This window comes from Paraburkholderia sp. RL17-381-BIF-C (assembly GCF_046026435.1).
Taxonomy (GTDB): Bacteria; Pseudomonadota; Gammaproteobacteria; order Burkholderiales; family Burkholderiaceae; genus Paraburkholderia.
The window spans coordinates 1-18,826 of record NZ_JARESX010000049.1 but is presented as its reverse complement, the minus strand read 5'-3'; the positions used below and the strand labels follow the sequence as shown (position 1 = coordinate 18,826).

Here is an 18,826-nt window from a genome sequence, read left to right as displayed (position 1 = left end):
CTTTCGCGACTTCCGCTTTACCGCCCGCCTCATCGTTCGACAGATTGTAAATATTGATGTGCAGCCGACTGTCACGGTCGGGGTGTGCAGGCGGTAGACCGTGACTGCAGAAGCTGACGGACGAGCCGATTCGCCAAACGATACATGCCGCCTAGACAGCTTTCCCAAACGATTCCCTCTTGTGCCCCAGCGCCGCGCAAAAGGCGGCTCGTCGCGGCGTTGATCGCCGTTCCGGGCCTGATGCCCGCGCTTGCGCACGCCCAGCTGGTGGGGGAAGCTGCGCAGCCGCAACCCATCGACGCGCCCTGGGGCATGCAGCTCGCCCCGCAGCTCGAAGAGCGTCCGTTGCAGCCGGGCCAGAAGCCGGCCACGTTCGTGCTCGGCGATACGACGAGCGGCACGACCGACCAGGACATGGCTGCCAAGGGTTCGGCCGAGGTGCGCCGCAATACGGTCGTGATCAAGGCCGACGCGCTGCACTATGACCAGGACACGGACATGGCCGACGCGTACGGCTCGGTCCACGTGGTCAACAACGGTAATTCCTTCGTCGGGCCGGAAGCGCATATGCGCGTGGATTCGAGCGAAGGCTTCATGACCGCGCCGAAGTACCACTTCAACGTGACGGGCGGCTCGGGCAGCGCGGAGCGCGTCGACCTGCTCGACAACGAGCGCTCGGTTTTCACGAAAGGCACCTACACGGCCTGCGCATGCGCGGACGATCCGGCCTGGTACATCAAGGGCAGCGAGTTCGATTTCGACACCGGCGCGGACGAAGGCGTCGCCCATAACGGCGTGCTGTTCTTTCAGGGCTTTCCGGTGTTCGCCTCGCCGTGGCTGTCGTTCCCGCTTTCGGGCGAACGGCGCAGCGGGATTTTGCCGCCCACGTTCTCGGTGAGTTCGTCGAACGGCTTCGAACTGTCGGTGCCGTATTACTTCAACATCGCGCCGAATCGCGATCTGACGCTCACGCCGCGTCTGATCTCCAAGCGCGGCGTGCAGTTGCAGTCCACGTTCCGTTATCTGTCGCCCACGTATTCCGGCTCGATCACCGGCGAATTCCTGCCTGACGATCACCTGACCAAGACCAACCGCTACGCGCTGTACATCCAGCACAACCAGAACTTCGGCAACGGGTTCGGCGGCTACATCTACTACAACAAGGTTTCGGACAACACGTATCCGGAAGACCTGTCGTCGTCGGTCAATCAGTTCATGAACGGCACCCAGCTCCTGTATCAACAGGAAGCCGGGTTGACCTACAACAACGGCCCGTGGTCGGTGCTCGCGCGCGAACAGCACTGGCAGACGCTCACGCCGTCCGTGGCGCCGTACGGCCGCGAGCCGCAGTTGAACGTGAAGTACGCGAAGTACAACGTCGGCGGCTTCGACTACGGCGCGGAAGCCGACTACACGAATTTCCGCATCACCACCGCGGACATGACCGAAGGTCAGCGGGTGATGTTCAACCCGTACCTGTCGTATTCGGTGGTCGGGCCGGGTTACTTCGTCACGCCGAAGGTGCAATGGCACTTTGCGTCGTACAACCTGAACCACCTGAGCGCCGCTGACGTCGCGGCCGGCACGCCGAAAAACTTTACCGAATCGATCCCGACGCTCTCCTTCGATACGGGACTGATCTTCGACCGCTCGGTGCGGCTCTTCGGTCAGGATTACATCCAGACGCTCGAACCGCGCCTGTACTACGTGTACACGCCGTATCGCAACCAGCAGTCGGCGCCGCTGTTCGACACGGCCGAGTCCGACTTCGGGCTCGCGGAAATCTTCACGCCGAACACCTTCGTCGGCAACGACCGGATCGCCGACGCGAACCGTCTGACGGCCGCCCTCACCACGCGTTTCATCGACGCGGCCACGGGCGACGAACGGGCGCGTTTCGTGATCGCGCAGCAGTATTACTTCCAGGATCAGCGGGTCACGCTACAGTCGACCCAGACCAGCGCGCAGGCCACGCATTCGGACCTGATCGCGGGTGCGTCCTTCAAGCTCGGCGCGGGTTTCGCTTCGGAAACGGCGTTCCAATATAATGCCGACAACAACCAGTTGGTGAAAACGAGCGTCGGCTTCGGATTCAGTCCGGCGACCGGCAAGGTGATCAACGTCGCGTATCGCTACACCCGCGCGAACACCACGCTGGACAACACGCCGATCAACCAGGTGCTGATTTCGGGGCAATGGCCGCTCGCCCACCGGGTGTACGGGGTGGGCCGTTTCAATTACGACCTCGGCGGACATCGGATCGTCGACGGTCTGGTCGGCCTGCAGTACGACGCCGACTGCTGGACGCTCGGCGCGGGGATTCAACGCTATGCGAACGGCCTGAACACCTCGGGGCAGAATCAGTCGAGCACGCGGTTTCTCGCGCAGTTGACGTTCAAGGGCTTGTCGAGCGTCGACAACGGGCTGATGACCGCCTTCCGCAGCAGCGTGGCGGGCTATACGCCGTTGCCGCCGCCGCCGGCGCCGGAATCGCGTTTCACCAACTACGAATGACGCTCACCCGATCATTCATAAAGTGCGAAAAGACGGGCCAGGCGCGCCCGACATCATTGGAGTATCTGTGGCAATCATGAAAAAGCTTCGCTTGGCAACGCTTGCGGCCGGTCTTGCCGCCGCGGCGTCTTTCCTGTCGGTTGCGCCGGTGCAGGCGCAGGCGCTCTCCGGCAGTGGCGGCCAGACGGTCGACACCATTGCCGCAGTGGTCAACAACGGTGTCATCACGCGGCGCGAACTCGACGAACGCATGGGCCTGATCACCCGCCGCCTGAACCAGCAGAACGCGCCGGTCCCGCCGATCGATCAGCTGCGCCAGCAGGTGCTCAACCAGATGGTGCTGGAGCGCATCCAGTTGCAGAAGGCGAAAGAAGACGGCATCAATATCGACGACGCCACCGTGCAAAGAACGCTCGAACGGCTTGCCGCGGCGAACAACCTGACGCTCGACGTGTACCGCTCGCGGATCGAAGCGCAAGGCGTGCCCTGGAGCACCTTCACCGGCGACGCGCGGACCGAGCTCACGCTCTCGCGCCTGCGCGAGAAGGAAGTGGACAGCAAGGTCACGGTCTCGGACGCCGAGGTCGCGAACTACATCGCCAGCCAGCGCGGCCCGAACGCCGGCCAGACGAGCGACCTGCATCTGCAGCACATTTTCATCAAGGCGCCGCTGAACGCGTCGGAGACCGATATCGAGGCGGCGCAGAAAAAGGCGCAGGCCCTGCTTGCCGAAGCCAAGGGCGGGGCCAACTTCGAAAAGCTGGCGAAGTCGAATTCGCAGGCGCCGGATGCATCGAAAGGCGGCGATACGGGTTTCCTTTCGCCGGCCAAGTTGCCGCCTGAATTCGTCACGGCTGCCGCGACATTGCGCCCCGGCCAGATCAATCCGGATCTGATCCGCACCAACGACGGTTTCGAAATCGTGCGTCTGGTCGATCGTCGCGCCGGGCAGGGCACCAGTTCGGATGCGCCGAAGCTCGTGCAAACGCACGTGCGCCACATTCTGCTGCGCGTCGGCGACGGCATGTCGGAGCCGCAAGCGCGTCAGAAGCTGCTCGAAATCAAGAACCAGATCGCCGCGGGCGGCGACTTCGCCAAGTTCGCGCACACCTACTCGCAAGACGGTTCGTCGTCGCAAGGCGGTGACCTCGGCTGGATCAGCCCGGGCGAGACGGTGCCGGAATTCGAGCGCGCCATGAACAGCCTGCAGGACGGCCAGATCAGCGACCCGGTTCGCAGCGAATACGGCTACCATCTGATTCAGGTGCTGGGCCGCCGCGAATCCGAAGGCTCGGTTTCGCAGCAAATGGATCTGGCGCGCCAGGCCATCGGTCAGCGCAAAGCGGAACAGGCCTACGCCGACTGGTTGCGCGCACTGCGCGACACTGCCTATGTGGAAGTGAAGCCCACGCTGTCGAGCACGCAATAACCGTTATGACAACCGCCGCCCAGTCCGCCCGCCCACCGTTGCAGATCGCGATCACGACCGGCGAGCCCGCTGGCGTCGGCCCCGAGCTGACGGCGCAGGCGCTCGCCGGCGCGGCGGCGCACTGGCCGCACGCGCAGTTCACCGTGCTCGGCGACGCGGACCTGCTCGCCGAACGCGCGCGCGCCGTGGGCGTCGATTGGAGCGCGCTGGTGGCGGATGGCAAGCGCGTGCGTCTGCAACACCGGCCGCTTGCGGCGCCTGCTGTCGCGGGCAAGCTGGACGCGGCCAACGGCCGCTACGTGCTCGATCTGCTCGACAGCGCAATAGACGGAGCGCTGGCCGGCACGTTCGACGCGATCGTTACCGCGCCGCTGCAAAAGAGCACCATCAACGACGCCGGCGTGCCGTTCACCGGCCACACGGAGTATCTGGCCGAGCGCACGCACACGCCGCGCGTGGTGATGATGCTGGCCGGCACCGGCAAGCGCCCGTTGCGCGTCGCGCTGGCCACCACGCATCTGCCGCTCAAGGATGTCTCCGCGGCGTTGTCGATTGAAGGCATTCTGGAGACGCTGCGCATCATCGATCACGATTTGCGGCATCACTTCGGTTTGCCGGCGCCGCGCATTCTCGTGACCGGGCTGAATCCGCACGCGGGCGAAAACGGCTATCTTGGCCGCGAGGAAATCGAGGTCATTTCACCGGCGCTGAAGCTCGCGAACGAGCAGGGCATCGACGCGCGCGGTCCCTACCCGGCTGACACGCTGTTCCAGCCGCGTTACCTTGAGCAGGCCGACTGCGTGCTGGCCATGTTCCACGACCAGGGCCTGCCGGTGTTGAAGTACGCCACGTTCGGCGAAGGCATCAATATCACGCTCGGTTTGCCGATCATCCGCACCTCGGTCGATCACGGCACCGCGCTCGATCTGGCCGGCACGGGGCGTGCCGACGCGGGCAGCCTGATTGCCGCGATCGAGACAGCGGTGTCGATGGCGCAGCACCGCCGCGCGGGCTGATCCGGCGCCACCGCACGGGCTTCTTGCGCGCGCCTGGCGCGTTTTTTACCATGTGCGCTGCCGCCGGCAGCGGGCGCGGCATGGCGGGCGCCCGCGAGAAAGCGCGTCGGGCAGCAAGTTCCTTTTCTTAAGCAGTTCTCTTTCTTAGCGTTTCTTCGATGTCCACCAGCAGACAGCAACAGGGCCGGCACCAAGGTCATATCGCGCGCAAGCGTTTCGGTCAGAATTTTCTGGTCGACATGGGCGTGATCGACTCGATCGTCGACGTCATCCGGCCGCAGCGCGGCGAGCGCATGGTCGAGATCGGACCGGGCCTCGGTGCGCTCACCGAACCGCTGATCGAGCGTCTGGCGACGCCGGAAGCGCCCTTGCACGCGGTCGAACTGGACCGCGATTTGATCGGCCGCCTGAAGACGAAATTCGGCGACCTGCTCGAACTGCATGCGGGCGACGCGCTCGCGTTCGACTTCGGCTCGCTGGCCGCGCCGGGCGACAAGGCGTCGCTGCGCATTGTCGGCAATCTGCCGTACAACATTTCGAGCCCGCTGCTGTTTCATCTGACTTCGTTCGCGCATCGCGTGATCGATCAGCATTTCATGTTGCAGAACGAAGTGGTCGAGCGGATGGTGGCGGAGCCAGGCACCAAGGCGTTCAGCCGTCTCTCGGTGATGCTGCAATACCGTTACGTGATCGACAAGCAACTCGACGTGCCGCCCGACGCATTCAACCCGCCGCCGAAAGTCGATTCGGCGATCGTGCGCATGATCCCGTACGAACTGCATGAACTGCCGCCCGTCGACGAGCGTGTGCTCGGCGAAGTGGTGACGGCCGCGTTCTCGCAGCGCCGCAAGATGCTGCGCAACACGCTCGCTGCGTATCGCGATTCGGTGGATTTCGAAGCGCTCGGCTTCGACCTGCAGCGCCGCGCCGAAGACGTGCCGGTGGCCGAATATGTGCGCGTCGCGCAGATCGTGGCGGGCAAGGCCTGAGCGCCAAAGCCAAAGCCAGGCCCTGGTAAACTCGAACGCTAGGCCGTCACACGCTTTGCCGGTGCATTGACCAGCGCGATGCCGGTCAGCACCAGCACTGCGGCCATCAGAAAGCGCACGCTGAATGACTCGCCGAGCAGCAGCACGCCGAAGCTCACGCCGAACAGCGGCGTGAGAAACGAGAATACCGACAGGCGTGACGCGATATAGCGCGTCAGCAACCAGAACCACACCAGATAGCTGACGAACGCCACAATCACGGCCTGATACGCGAGGCTCACCACCGCCAGCGGCGTGACGGTTTCCACGCGCGCCTGGCCAAGCCCGAGGGCAAGCGCGAGCAGGACTACCGCCGACACCGTCAGTTGATAGAACAGCGTCTTGCTGGCGCTCGATTGAGCGAGGCGCGAGGCGCGCACCACCACGGTCGTCGCGGCCCACGCAATACCGGCCAGCACGCCGAGCGCGTCGCCGGCGACGCCCTTCAGCACCGAACCTTGCGCGGCGTGGCCATGCAGGAAGCCGTCCGCGAAAGCGAGCGCCATGCCCGTGAACGCGACGAAGATACCGAGCCACTGAATGCGCCGCATGCGCTCGCCGTCGACGAACCAGTGCAGGCCGAGCGCCGTGAAGCACGGCGCGGTGTAAAGAAAGACCGCCATGCGCGACGCACTGGTCAGCGTCAGGCCGAGAAAAATGCACACGAACTCACTGGCGAACAGCACGCCCGCGAGCACGCCGGCGGCCAGGGTGCCGTCGTCGCGAAAGAGCGGCGTGCCGCGTGAGCGCGCCCAGCCCCACACGAGCACGGCCGCGATCGCCGAGCGCACGCCGGCCTGAAAGACCGGCGGCAGCGCTATGTTGGTGCTCTTGATCGCGACTTGCTGAAGCCCCCATATCGCGCACAGGCCGATCATCAAGAGGATGGCGAAGCTATCCGGGGCGCGACGTGCGGGCAGGGCGGAGGTGCTCATGGGCTGAGTGGAGGCGGGGACAGGTCGTACGATAGCAAACCCGTCCGCTCAGCCGCCCGATGACCCCACTGCCTACGCGTGCTTCTTACAGGCCGCAAGTTTTTTGCCGATTTCACGACACCCGCGCAACACCCAGGTCAGACTAATTTCGCACTATTGCCGTTTCGCGCTAAGGTTCAGCCACTACCGTTTCGTCAGGACATTCGCGCCGGCTGTATGCGGTGCGGCGCAAGGCTTCTCAGTACGAAGAATGCGAAGAACAGGCGGACAGCGTAACGGACTGATTCGTTGCTCCGCCGAAGCAGACTGACCCTCTCCGCGCAACGCGGAACCTGTACGAGGAAAAGCGATGAAGAACGTAGGCAGGTGGGCAGCGGGCGCAGTGCCCGCGGCGTTGGCGTCGTTGGCGTGCCAGATGGCGCACGCGCAATCCAGCGTGACGCTGTACGGCGTGGTCGATGAGAGCGTGCGCTATCTGACTCACGTCAACGCGGCCGGCGATTCGTCGATCGGACTCGGCAACGGTGGCATGACGCAAAGCCGTTGGGGCCTGAAAGGCGTCGAAGATCTGGGCGGCGGCTGGTCTACTTTCTTCAAGCTCGAAAACCGCATCTATATCAACAGCGGGCAAAGCGATCCCACGCTGCCGTTCTTCAACGAAGCGCAGGTCGGCGTGCGTTCGGACTCCTACGGCCAGATCATCCTCGGCCGTCAATACAACGTGGTGATCGAAGGCGTCACGGTGGCCGGCTACGGCAGCAACTCCTGGATCCCGTACGACTTCAGCTTTCAACCTGAAGTGACAATGACGGGCGGCATCTGGACCAGCAACCAGGTGCAATATCAGGCGAGATATAACGGCTTTACGTTCGCGGCCGGTTACGCGTTCGGCGGCAACGCGGGCAATTCCTACGGCAGCCAGATCGGCGCGGCCGCGGCTTATAAACCGGAAGGCGGGCCGTTCAGCGTGGGCGGCGCGTACGAAGAGTCGAAGGACTCTGTCAACGGCGCGGCCGCGAAGACATGGACATTCGGCGGCGCGTACACCTGGAATCTCACGCGCTTTTCCGCCGGCTACATCGTCAACCAGAACGATGCGGGCTTTTCGAATTTCGCCAACGGGCCGTTCACCGCACCGGTGCTGGCCGCGCTCAAGTACACGGACTTTGCGCGGCGCCGCATGATCCTGGGCGGCATCACGCAGCAGGTCAGCAACAAGTGGCACTTCGCCGCGAATGTCTGGCGCACGCTGCAGGACGGCAAGACCGCCGCGCAGGACGGCTCAGCGTGGCAGTATCAACTGGTCGCCGACTACAACCTCTCCAGACGCACCGACATCTATCTGGAAGGCGACTATGCGATCTATCGGGGCGGTCTGATCGGAGCGCAACTGCAAGGCGTCAACGGCGTCGGGCTCGCGCAGAAGGGCACGCAGATCGGCTTGATGGCAGGCGTGCGGCATCAGTTCTGAGCATCGGTTCACGAGCGGCGCGCTCTGCAGCGGTGCGTGATTCCGGGTACATTGACGGTCTCGCTATCATGCAACAGGGAGTGCACCATGCGCCTGCTTCACACCATGCTCCGGGTCGGCGACCTGGATCGTTCCATTGCCTTCTACACCGAACTGCTCGGCATGAAACTGCTGCGCCGCGAAGATTATCCGGACGGCAAATTCACGCTGGCATTCGTCGGTTACGAAGACGAGCGCGACGGCACCGTGCTCGAACTCACGCACAACTGGGACACGCCCTCGTACGATCTCGGCACCGGTTTTGGCCACCTCGCCGTCGAAGTGGACGACGCCTATGCCGCATGTGACAAGATCAAGGCACAAGGCGGCACGGTCGTGCGCGAAGCGGGCCCGATGAAACACGGCACGACCGTGATCGCATTCGTTACCGACCCGGACGGCTACAAGATCGAGTTCATCCAGAAGAAGAAATAAGAGAGCAGGCCGTGGGGCGAGGTTAGACGATGAATAACAGCAATCCCTACTTCAACGAACTCGACGAGATCCACGTCGAAATCGAGGCCCTGTTCGACGGTTCCGCGGATGAAGGCGCGCTGCAAAGAATCATGGCGCGCTTCGCTCCGCAGTTCACGCTGGTCATGACTTCGGGTGCCGCACTCGATCACGCCGGTTTGCGCGAGACATTTTCGAAGCTGCGCGGCGCGCGCCCAGGCGCGCACATCACCATTCGCGACAAGGAGATCGTCGCCGAATACCCGTCAGGGGCGGTGGTGAAATATCGCGAGTATCAGCGCGACAACACCGGCAACGCGAACGTGCGGCGCTCCACGGCGGTGATGGATCTCGACGCGCACGGCAAGGTGACGTGGCGTCATTTGCAGGAAACTTTCTGCTCGGAGTGAGCGGAAGAATGTGACAAGCCGGCGCTTCAGTCTGAAACTGAAGCGCCGGTTTCAATGCGCAAGGAAGGGGCTAAAGCGTCGGCAGCAATTCCGGCGGATGCGACTTCAACGTCTGCCGCGCCTCGCGGAATTCCGGAAAAATCGATTCGACTGTTTGCCAGAAACGCGGGCTGTGATTCATTTCACGCAGATGCGCGAGTTCGTGAGCGACGACGTAATCGATGATGGAAAGCGGAAAGTGAATCAGCCGCCAGTTCAGGCGAATCTTGCCGTCACTCGAACAACTGCCCCAACGCGTGGCCGCTGAAGAAAGCGCATACGCGCGATAGTTCACGCCCAGCTTCTCCGCGTAGATCGCAAGGCGCTCGCCGAACAGGCGCTTCGCTTCGCCTTGCAGCCACCCTTGCACGCGGTCCTTGATCTGCTGCGGGTCCGCTTGCAACGGCAGCGGCACTTGCAGCGCCGCGTCGTTCGCGCTGAACGCGAGCGTGCCTTGCGGCGAGCCGAGCTTCACGCGCACGGGCTGTCCCAGATAAGGCACCTCGGCGCCATCTTTCCAGTCGACCTTCGGCAACGCGCGTTGCTCGACACGCGTTTGCCATTCGATCAGCTTCGTGAAAATCCAGCGCTGTTTTTCGGTGATCGCGGTTTCGATATCGGCGAGCGTAACCCAACGCGGTGCCGTGATCGTGAGACCCGTGCTGTCGATCGCAAAGCCGATCGAGCGTCGAGCCGAACGCTTGAGCACGTAATGCAGCGTGCGTGAGCCGATCGCGAGGCTGCGCAGCTTGCTGCCATCTGGCGCGAGCAGCACGGCCGGTTGCTGGCTCCCCGGCGAGCCCTGCAAAGAGCCAGGCGACGGTGCGGAAGGTGAAGGGGACGACGACGTCGACCCCGGCTCGGCAAAGAGCGGGAGATCGAGCTGCCGGTTATCGAGCGCCGCAGCGTGCTGCGGCGTAGGAGACTTCTGCATCGGATTCGGCTTCGCGCTAATACGCCTTCTAGGGCGTGGGCGCGTCAGATTGGTGCGGCGGCGGAACTGCTTTCCGCCGCGCGGTACGCGGTAGGATCGATGCGACGCATTTCAGCTTCGATCCACCGTTCGACGCGCGTGTTCACTTCATCGGGCGTGAGCCCCGTCGTGTCGATCGGCTTGCCGATCGACACTGTGACTATACCCGCATATTTGAGAAACGAGTTGCGCGGCCACACGCGTCCTGCGTTGTGCGCGATCGGTACGACCGGCGCGCCGGTTGCCGTCGCGAAGCGCGCGCCCCCGGTTTTGTACTTGCCTTGCTTGCCGGTCGGCGTGCGCGTGCCTTCCGGAAACATGATGACCCAAGCGCCTTCCGCCATGCGCGCTTTGCCTTGTTTGATGACTGATTCGAACGCGTACTTGCCTTCCTTGCGATCGATGTGAACCATCTTCAGCATGCCGAGCGCCCAGCCGAAGAACGGTACATACAGCAGTTCGCGCTTGAACACATAGCACAGCGGCCGGGGCATGAGCGCCGGAAACGCCAGCGTTTCCCATGCCGACTGATGCTTGGACAGCAGCACGGCGGGACCGTTGGGCAGGTTCTCCATGCCCTCGATCCGGTAGCGGATGCCGTTGAGCCAACGCACCGTATGCAGCGTCGCGCGGCACCAGCCGGCCGCCATCCAGTAGCGCTTGTCGGCGCGCATGAACGGAAACGCGATGAAGCATGCCGTCGCGTACGGCACCGTGAAGAGAACGAAGTAGATCAGCAGAAGCAAAGAACGGATGAAGCGCATCGGCGTGGTCAGTGAGGGATGGGGACGCGCGTGGCGCGCGTCACTCTTGAGCGTCGGCGAGGAAGTCGAGCGCGAAGGCACGCAGATCGTCGTGCACGATCGTGCCTTCTGGCAAGTTGCCGGCCGCGAGCGTTTTGCGACCCTTGCCGGTCAGCACCAGATGAACCGGATGGCCGAGCGAAGCGCCCGCTTGCAGATCGCGTTTGGAGTCGCCGACCACCGGCGTATGTTCCGGATCGACTTCGAAACGTTCGGCGATCATCTTCAGCATGCCGGGCTTCGGCTTGCGGCACTCGCAGTGGTCTTCCGCCGTGTGCGGGCAGAAGAACACCGCGTCGATGCGCCCGCCGACCGCGGCCGCCATGCGGTGCATCTTCAGATGCATCGCATTGAGCGCGTTCATGTCGAACAGGCCACGGCCGATGCCCGACTGGTTGGTCGCGATCGCCACGCGATAGCCCGCCTGATTCAGACGCGCGATGGCTTCCAGCGAACCGGGCAGGGCAACCCATTCGTCCGGCGACTTGATGAACGCGTCGGAGTCGACGTTGATCACGCCGTCGCGGTCGAGGATCACCACTTTTTTGGTCGGCATGGCGCGGTGCTCAGGCGGCGAGTCGGGAAATGTCGGCGACGCAGTTCATCTGCTGATGCAGTGCGCCGAGCAGGGCCAGACGGTTGGCGCGCAACGCCGGATCTTCGGCGTTGACCATCACGTCGTTGAAGAACGTGTCGACCGGTTCGCGCAACGCGGCGAGCGCGGTGAGCGCACCCGTGTAGTCGCGTGCGGCCAGTTGCGATTGCACGCGCGGCGCGACCTGTTCGAGTTGCGCATGCAAGGCTTTTTCCGCCGCTTCGACGAGCAGCGTGACTTGCACACCGCCGGTCGCCGCGCCTTCCGACTTCTTCAGGATGTTCGAGATGCGCTTGTTGGCCGCCGCGAGCGAAGCCGCTTCAGCCAGCGACGCGAATTCGCGCACGGCATCCAGACGCGCGACGATGTCGTCCAGACGCGTGGGATTCAGCGCCAGCACCGCGTCGATTTCGCCGGCTGCATAGCCACGCTCGCGCAGCAGACCGCGCAGGCGGTCCATGCTGAACTCGTAGATCGCTTGCGTCGAATCGGCGACGTTCGGCACCGCGGCGAATTGCGCGTAAGCCGTGCGCAGCAGTTCGACCAGATCGACCGGCAGTTGCTTCTCGACGAGAATGCGCAGCACGCCGAGCGCGTGACGGCGCAGCGCGAACGGGTCTTTCTCGCCGGTGGGTTGCAGGCCGATCCCCCAGATGCCGACCAGCGTTTCGAGCTTGTCGGCGAGCGCGACGACGGTGCCGGTTGCGGTGGTGGGCAACGCGTCGCCGGAGAAACGCGGCTGATAATGTTCTGAGCACGCGAGCGCGACTTCTTCCGGCTCGCCGTCGTGGCGCGCGTAGTACGTGCCCATCGTGCCTTGCAGCTCGGGGAATTCGCCCACCATGTCGGTGATCAGGTCGGCCTTGGCCAGACGCGCGGCGCGCTTTGCAAGCGCCACGTCCGCGCCGATCAGTTCGGCAATCGCGCCGGCCAGCGCTTCGACGCGCTCCACGCGTTGCAGCGCCGAGCCCAGTTTGTTGTGATACACCACGTTCGCGAGCAGCGGCACGCGATCGGCGAGCGTCTTCTTCTTGTCCTGCTCGAAGAAGAACTTCGCGTCGGCCAGACGCGGACGCACCACGCGCTCATTGCCTTCGACGATATCGCCCGGCGTGGCCGTCTCGATATTCGATACGATCAGGAAGCGCGAACGCAGCTTGCCGTGCGCATCGGTCAGCGCGAAGTACTTCTGATTGGTCTGCATGGTGAGGATCAGGCATTCCTGCGGCACTTGCAGGAATTCGTCCTCGAAACGGCACGCGTAGACCACCGGCCATTCAACCAGCGAGGTCACTTCGTCCAGCAGCGATTCCGGCATCACCACTTGGTCGCCGTTGGCTTGCGCGAGCAGATGCGTGCGGATGGTGGCCTTGCGGTCGGCGAAATTCGCGACCACGCGGCCTTTGTGCAGCAGCGTCTCGGCGTACGAATCCGCGTGCTGGATCTGCACGAAGCCTTCGGTGAGGAAGCGATGGCCGAGCGTGGTGTCGTCGGCGTCGATGCCGAGCGCGCTCACCGGCACGACCTGTTCGCCATGCAGCGCGGTCAGGCGATGCGCCGGACGCACGAACTGCACATTGGTGCCGTCCGGGCGCTGATAGGTCATGACCTTCGGAATGGGCAGCTTGGCGAGCGTTTCGTCGAGCGCGCCTTGCAGGCCTTCGGCGAGCGTGGCGCCGGGCGCGGCGTAACGCAGGAAGAAGGCTTCGGCCTTGCCGTCCTGCGCGCGCTCCAGGTCGTTCACCGAGAAATCGGGGAAGCCGAGCGCGGCCAGTTTCTTGGCGAGCGGCGCGGTGGGCTGGCCGTCATTATCCAGCGCGACAGAAACCGGCAGCACTTTTTCGCGCAGGTGTTTTTCCGGCGCGACCGCGCGCACGTTTTTGATCGTGACTGCGAGGCGGCGCGGCGTGGCATAACGTTCGAACGACAGTTCGCCTTCGACCAGGTCGCGCGCCGCGAGGCGCTGCGCAATGCCTTCGGCGAAGGCGTCGCCGAGACGCGCGAGCGCTTTGGGCGGCAGTTCTTCGGTCAGCAGCTCGACGAGCAGGGTAGCTTGATGGGGTTGAGTCATTTCCTGGTGTTCTCGTCTCGTCAGTCTTGGTCGATCTTGCGTTCGACTTTCAGCGGCGGCGCCCATGCGGGCATCGCGGCGTCCTGTTCGTCAGTCGTGAGGCCCGGCACGCCGTGCACGGGATTGCCGAGCATCGGGAAGCCGAGCTTTTCGCGCGAGTCGTAATAAGCCTGGGCGACCAGCTTCGACAGTGCGCGAATGCGGCCGATATACGCCGCGCGTTCCGTGACCGAAATGGCGCCGCGTGCGTCGAGCAGGTTGAACGTGTGGCCGGCCTTTAGCACGAGTTCATACGCCGGCAGCGCGATCTGCGCTTCGATCATGCGCTTGGCTTCGGCTTCGTAGCTGTTGAAGATCGAGAACAGCAACTCGACGTTCGCGTATTCGAAGTTGTAGGTGGACTGCTCGACTTCGTTCTGATGGTAGACATCGCCATAAGTCAGGCGACGCAGTTCCGGGCCGTTCGGGCCTTGCTCTTCCCACTCCGTCCAGACGAGGTCGTAGACGTTCTCGACCTTCTGCAAATACATGGCGAGGCGCTCGAGGCCGTACGTGATTTCGCCGAGCACTGGCTTGCAGTCGAGACCGCCGACCTGCTGGAAGTAGGTGAACTGGGTCACTTCCATGCCGTTCAGCCACACTTCCCAGCCGAGGCCCCAGGCGCCGAGCGTGGGATTTTCCCAGTCGTCTTCGACAAAGCGCACGTCGTTCTGCTTCAGGTCGAAGCCGAGGGCTTCGAGCGAGCCGAGGTACAGGTCGAGGATATTTTCCGGCGCCGGCTTGAGCACCACCTGGTACTGGTAGTAATGCTGCAGACGGTTCGGGTTCTCGCCGTAGCGGCCGTCTTTCGGGCGGCGCGACGGTTGCACGTATGCCGCGCGCCACGGCTCGGGACCGACCGCGCGCAGGAAAGTATGGACGTGGGAGGTGCCCGCGCCGACTTCCATGTCGATCGGCTGGAGCAATGCGCAACCCTGCTTGTCCCAGTAGGACTGCATTGTCAGGATGATTTGCTGAAACGTGAGCATGAAGTGCCTTTCGGGCATGGGGCCGCGCCGTGAGCGCCGAAGCGCGCCGGGCTGGCCGTGGAGCGAAGTGCTAAACCAGAGATTTTAACGGAAAGGGAGGGGGGTGTCCGTTTTGCGGGGTCGGACGGGAGTTCAACGGTTCTCTGAATGACGAAGGGCCGCGTGGTGCGGCCCTTCGTCAATAGTGTCGCGTCATAGCGCGCGCATCGGCAGGCCGGTCACGTCGCCGCCAGCTCCACCTTCGGCGAGAACGAATCGCTTTGCGCCACCGGCCAGTACTTTTCGAACAGCGAGTAACGGTAATTGCCGTTGAGCAGGTCGTTCGGATCGAGATACTTCAGCAAGTCCGACATGAGGCGCACCTCATGCGACGACACGCGCCGCACGATGTGATGCGCGCGCAGTTCCGCCGGATGCTTCAGGCCCGCGGCCTGAATGATTTCCTTCAGCGCATGCAGCGTGTTGTGATGGAAATTGAAAACACGGTCGGCCTTGTCCGGCACCACCAACGCGCGCTGGCGCACCGGGTCTTGCGTCGCGACGCCGGTCGGGCAACGGCCCGTGTGGCAGGTCTGCGCCTGAATGCAGCCCACCGCGAACATGAAGCCGCGCGCCGCATTGACCCAATCGGCGCCGATGGCGAGCGTCTTGGTGATATCGAATGCGCTGATCATCTTGCCGCTGGCGCCGATGCGGATGCGCTGGCGCAAGCCGATGCCCACCAGCGTGTTATGCACCAGCAGCAGGCCCTCTTGTAACGGCACGCCGACGTGGTCGGTGAATTCCAGTGGCGCCGCGCCGGTGCCGCCTTCAGCGCCGTCCACCACGATGAAGTCCGGCAGGATGCCCGTTTCCAGCATCGCCTTCGCAATGCCGAAAAATTCCCATGGGTGCCCGATGCACAGCTTGAACCCGGTCGGCTTGCCGCCCGACAGCGTGCGCAGACGGTCGACAAATTCGAGCAGACCGCGCGGTGTGGAGAACTCCGAGTGCGTGGCCGGCGAGATGCAGTCGCGGCCCATCGGCACGCCGCGCGTTTCGGCGATTTCCGGCGTGATCTTGGCCGCCGGCAGCACGCCGCCGTGACCCGGCTTCGCGCCTTGCGAGAGCTTCACCTCGATCATCTTCACTTGCGGCTCGGCGGCCTGTTTCGCGAACTTCTCCGCGCTGAAAGTGCCGTCGTCGTTGCGGCAGCCGAAGTAGCCCGAAGCGATTTCCCAGATGATGTCGCCGCCATGCTCGCGGTGATACTTCGACATCGAACCTTCGCCGGTGTCGTGCGCGAAGTTGCCTTTCTTCGCGCCGAGGTTCAGCGCCATGATCGCGTTCGCCGACAGTGAGCCGAAGCTCATTGCCGAGACGTTGAAGATCGACATCGAATAAGGCTGCGCGCGGTCCGGTCCGACGACGACGCGAAAGTCGTGGTGATCGAGCACGGTCGGCGCGAGCGAGTGGCTGATCCATTCGTGCGAGACGGCCTTGACGTCGAGCTCGGTGCCGTACGGTCGGCTGTCGACGTCGTTCTTTGCGCGCTGGTAGACGATGCTGCGTTGGGCGCGCGAGAACGGCTTTTCGTCGGTATCGCCTTCAACGAAATACTGACGGATTTCCGGCCGGATGAATTCGAACAGGAAACGGAAGTGCCCCCACAGCGGATAGTTGCGCAGGATCGCGTGACGCTGCTGCGTCAGGTCGAACAGGCCCAGCGCCACGAGCGCGAGCGGTACGATGATCCAGAACCACGAAATGTGATGCGTGGCGGCGAGCGCCGCGCAGACCGCGAGTAGCGCGGCTGCGCACCACATGGCGAGATAACGTCGAGAAAACATGGGGACTCCGTTGCGGTGAGGATCGTCACGGCGGGATCGCCAACGCCGTTGGCGCAGGCGGAATCCGTCGTGAAGGAAAACGGGCGACTGCTTGTCATGGCGAAGCGGGCTGCCGTTGGAAGTGCGAACGCATGAATGCCGCGACCGGGTTCAGACGTGAACGTACGGCGCGTACGGCGACGCGCTGTATGACTCATCGATTGAAAGCATGGATCAGCGGGTGGTCAGCAATGCCGCTTGTTGCGGCTGGCGCGAGACCGGCTGGCCGGTTACCGCATGTTCGATGATGCCGCCGCCCAGGCACACGTCGCCATCGTAGAGCACGGCGGATTGCCCCGGTGTGACAGCCCATTGCGCCGTGTCGAAATTCAGCTCGAAGAGGCCTTCGCCGGCCCCCGCCGAACTGAACGTGCACGGCGCGTCCGCTTGCCGGTAGCGGGTCTTCGCGCCGCACGCGAAGCCGTCCGCCGGCGGCTCGCCTGCCACCCAGCTCGTGTTGCCCGCGGACAGCGTATGGCTCAGCAGCCACGGATGATCGTGGCCCTGCGCAACGTACAGCGTGTTCGACGGGATGTCCTTGCCGGCCACGAACCACGGCTCGCCGCTGCCGTCCTTGCTGCCGCCGAGGCCGATGCCCTTGCGCTGGCCGAACGTGTAGAACGCGAGGCCGATGTGTTCGCCGACCACTTTGCCTTCGGTGGTTTTCATCGGGCCGGGCTTGGTCGGCAGATAGCGGTTCAGGAAGTCGCGGAACGGCCGTTCGCCGATAAAGCAGATGCCGGTCGAGTCTTTCTTCTTCGCATTGGGCAGCGCGATCTGTTCGGCGATTTCGCGCACCTTGGTTTTCGGAATCTCGCCGAGCGGAAACAGCGTTTTCGACAACTGCGCCTGATTCAACCTGTGCAGGAAGTAGGACTGATCTTTCGTATGGTCGAATGCCTTCAGCAGTTCGAAGCGGCCATTGTTCTCGCGCACGCGAGCATAGTGGCCGGTTGCGATGGTTTCCGCGCCGAGCGACATGGCGTGATCGAGGAACGCCTTGAACTTGATTTCGGCGTTGCACAACACGTCCGGATTCGGCGTGCGGCCGGCCGAATATTCGCGCAGGAATTCGGCGAACACGCGGTCCTTGTATTCGGAGGCGAAGTTGACCGCTTCGACGTCGATGCCGATCAGGTCCGCCACCGAGACCACGTCGATCCAGTCCTGCCGCGTCGAGCAGTACTCGCTGTCGTCGTCGTCTTCCCAGTTTTTCATGAACAGGCCGACCACGTCGTAGCCCTGTTCCTTCAGCAGCCACGCGGTAACCGACGAATCGACGCCGCCCGACATGCCTACTACGACTTTCTGCTTGCTCATAAGGTGCTCACTGGGTGCTGCGTGACTTCATGGATCGTGGGTAGGCCGCTCGTGACGGCTGCCGCGATATTTACTGTTTTTTACTGTTTAGGCCCGACCGAATGCGTGTGCACGAAGTCAAGCGGGAAACGCCGGCCCGCGAGGTAGTCGTCGAGACATTGCATGACGAGCGGCGTGCGGTGCCGTTCGGGACAGGCGCGCAATTCGTCGGCGCTCATCCACAACGTGCGGACGATGTCGGGGTCGAGCGCGCGCTCCGTGTCCGGTTCGCCGCCCGGGCCGCAATAGGTGAAGCGCAGGTAGGTCACCCCGCCTGCCGCGCCGTCGCTGCCGGGACGCTCGAAGTGGGTCATATACATGCCCACCAGTGCCACGGGCACGAACGGATGGGCGGTTTCCTCGAGCGTTTCGCGGATCACGGCTTCAAGCAGCGTTTCGCCCGCTTCCAGATGGCCCGCGGGCTGATTCAGGCGCAGGCCCTCGGCGGTATGTTCCTCGACCACGAGGAAGCGCCCGTCACGTTCGACGATGGCCGCGACGGTGACGTGCGGCAGCCAGGTTTCCGGTTTCATGGGTGCGCATTTTACCGTTTATGGGCTTCGCTTGCCGGGAAGCTGGCGGCGCGCGGCGCCCGGTCTTGGCCATTCGTGGCCCGCCACGACGCAGCCTGCATCCGCCAAGGCCCCCCGCATTGTCCCCGATTTCGGCGCGGCGTCCGTTTCGGTTAAAGTGAGGCGTTAGCCGTTGCACTTGCAAGCCGGCGTGCCTCGTCGGCGGATCTGTCGTAAAACAGGAAGTCGAGGAGGAACAACGATGCACATCGGAGTGCCAGCC

The 18,826-nt window shown here is 63.7% G+C and carries 16 protein-coding genes; 7 read left to right on the top strand and 9 right to left on the bottom strand.

Annotated features, from left to right (window positions below):
• The first annotated feature begins 144 nt into the window (after positions 1-144).
• From P0D70_RS25530 to rsmA, 4 genes are all read left to right on the top strand, one after another.
• A complete protein-coding gene (locus P0D70_RS25530) occupies positions 145-2,514 on the top strand; it encodes an LPS-assembly protein LptD (protein ID WP_091796724.1) in 2,370 nt (789 codons plus the stop codon).
• 67 nt (positions 2,515-2,581) lie between these two features.
• Complete coding sequence (locus P0D70_RS25525; RefSeq protein ID WP_408186505.1) at positions 2,582-3,943, top strand: peptidylprolyl isomerase; 1,362 nt, start codon at positions 2,582-2,584, stop codon at positions 3,941-3,943.
• A gap of 5 nt (positions 3,944-3,948) precedes the next feature.
• Positions 3,949-4,959, top strand: coding sequence for a 4-hydroxythreonine-4-phosphate dehydrogenase PdxA (gene pdxA / locus P0D70_RS25520; protein WP_408186504.1), 1,011 nt, complete (start codon positions 3,949-3,951; stop codon positions 4,957-4,959).
• A 158-nt stretch (positions 4,960-5,117) separates the two neighbouring features.
• Complete coding sequence (rsmA, locus tag P0D70_RS25515; protein WP_408186503.1) at positions 5,118-5,948, top strand: 16S rRNA (adenine(1518)-N(6)/adenine(1519)-N(6))-dimethyltransferase RsmA; 831 nt, start codon at positions 5,118-5,120, stop codon at positions 5,946-5,948.
• A gap of 38 nt (positions 5,949-5,986) precedes the next feature.
• On the opposite strand, the gene P0D70_RS25510 is transcribed toward rsmA, so the two are convergent.
• On the bottom strand, positions 5,987-6,922 hold the full coding sequence (locus tag P0D70_RS25510; protein WP_408186502.1) for a DMT family transporter: 936 nt from the start codon (positions 6,920-6,922) through the stop codon (positions 5,987-5,989).
• Between the two features lie 349 nt (positions 6,923-7,271).
• Between P0D70_RS25510 and P0D70_RS25505 the strand changes: the two genes are divergently transcribed.
• The 3 genes from P0D70_RS25505 (at position 7,272) to P0D70_RS25495 (ending at position 9,295) form a co-directional block, all read left to right on the top strand.
• Positions 7,272-8,393 (top strand): porin, encoded by a 1,122-nt coding sequence (locus tag P0D70_RS25505; RefSeq protein ID WP_091796719.1) that lies wholly within the window; start codon positions 7,272-7,274, stop codon positions 8,391-8,393.
• 87 nt (positions 8,394-8,480) lie between these two features.
• Positions 8,481-8,867: a lactoylglutathione lyase gene (gene gloA, locus P0D70_RS25500; RefSeq protein ID WP_095417469.1), complete on the top strand. Its 387-nt coding sequence runs from the start codon at positions 8,481-8,483 to the stop codon at positions 8,865-8,867.
• A gap of 29 nt (positions 8,868-8,896) precedes the next feature.
• Positions 8,897-9,295, top strand: coding sequence for a hypothetical protein (locus P0D70_RS25495; protein WP_091796717.1), 399 nt, complete (start codon positions 8,897-8,899; stop codon positions 9,293-9,295).
• A 70-nt stretch (positions 9,296-9,365) separates the two neighbouring features.
• On the opposite strand, the gene P0D70_RS25490 is transcribed toward P0D70_RS25495, so the two are convergent.
• The 8 genes from P0D70_RS25490 to P0D70_RS25455 form a co-directional block, all read right to left on the bottom strand.
• A complete protein-coding gene (locus tag P0D70_RS25490) occupies positions 9,366-10,268 on the bottom strand; it encodes a M48 family metallopeptidase (protein ID WP_408186501.1) in 903 nt (300 codons plus the stop codon).
• 44 nt (positions 10,269-10,312) lie between these two features.
• Positions 10,313-11,071, bottom strand: coding sequence for a lysophospholipid acyltransferase family protein (locus P0D70_RS25485; RefSeq protein WP_091796715.1), 759 nt, complete (start codon positions 11,069-11,071; stop codon positions 10,313-10,315).
• A gap of 40 nt (positions 11,072-11,111) precedes the next feature.
• Positions 11,112-11,666, bottom strand: coding sequence for a D-glycero-beta-D-manno-heptose 1,7-bisphosphate 7-phosphatase (gmhB, locus tag P0D70_RS25480; RefSeq protein ID WP_408186500.1), 555 nt, complete (start codon positions 11,664-11,666; stop codon positions 11,112-11,114).
• 10 nt (positions 11,667-11,676) lie between these two features.
• Complete coding sequence (gene glyS / locus P0D70_RS25475) at positions 11,677-13,776, bottom strand: glycine--tRNA ligase subunit beta (protein WP_408186499.1); 2,100 nt, start codon at positions 13,774-13,776, stop codon at positions 11,677-11,679.
• A 20-nt stretch (positions 13,777-13,796) separates the two neighbouring features.
• Entirely contained in the window at positions 13,797-14,804 is a 1,008-nt protein-coding gene (gene glyQ / locus P0D70_RS25470) for a glycine--tRNA ligase subunit alpha (RefSeq protein WP_408186525.1), read from the bottom strand.
• A gap of 218 nt (positions 14,805-15,022) precedes the next feature.
• Positions 15,023-16,633 carry an FMN-binding glutamate synthase family protein gene (locus tag P0D70_RS25465; protein ID WP_408186498.1) on the bottom strand — a complete coding sequence of 537 codons (1,611 nt, stop codon included), beginning with the start codon at positions 16,631-16,633 and terminating at the stop codon, positions 15,023-15,025.
• Positions 16,634-16,846: 213 nt separating this feature from the next.
• A complete protein-coding gene (gene mnmA, locus P0D70_RS25460; RefSeq protein WP_091796711.1) occupies positions 16,847-17,992 on the bottom strand; it encodes a tRNA 2-thiouridine(34) synthase MnmA in 1,146 nt (381 codons plus the stop codon).
• 80 nt (positions 17,993-18,072) lie between these two features.
• Complete coding sequence (locus P0D70_RS25455; RefSeq protein WP_408186497.1) at positions 18,073-18,564, bottom strand: NUDIX hydrolase; 492 nt, start codon at positions 18,562-18,564, stop codon at positions 18,073-18,075.
• Positions 18,565-18,826: the final 262 nt, after the last annotated feature.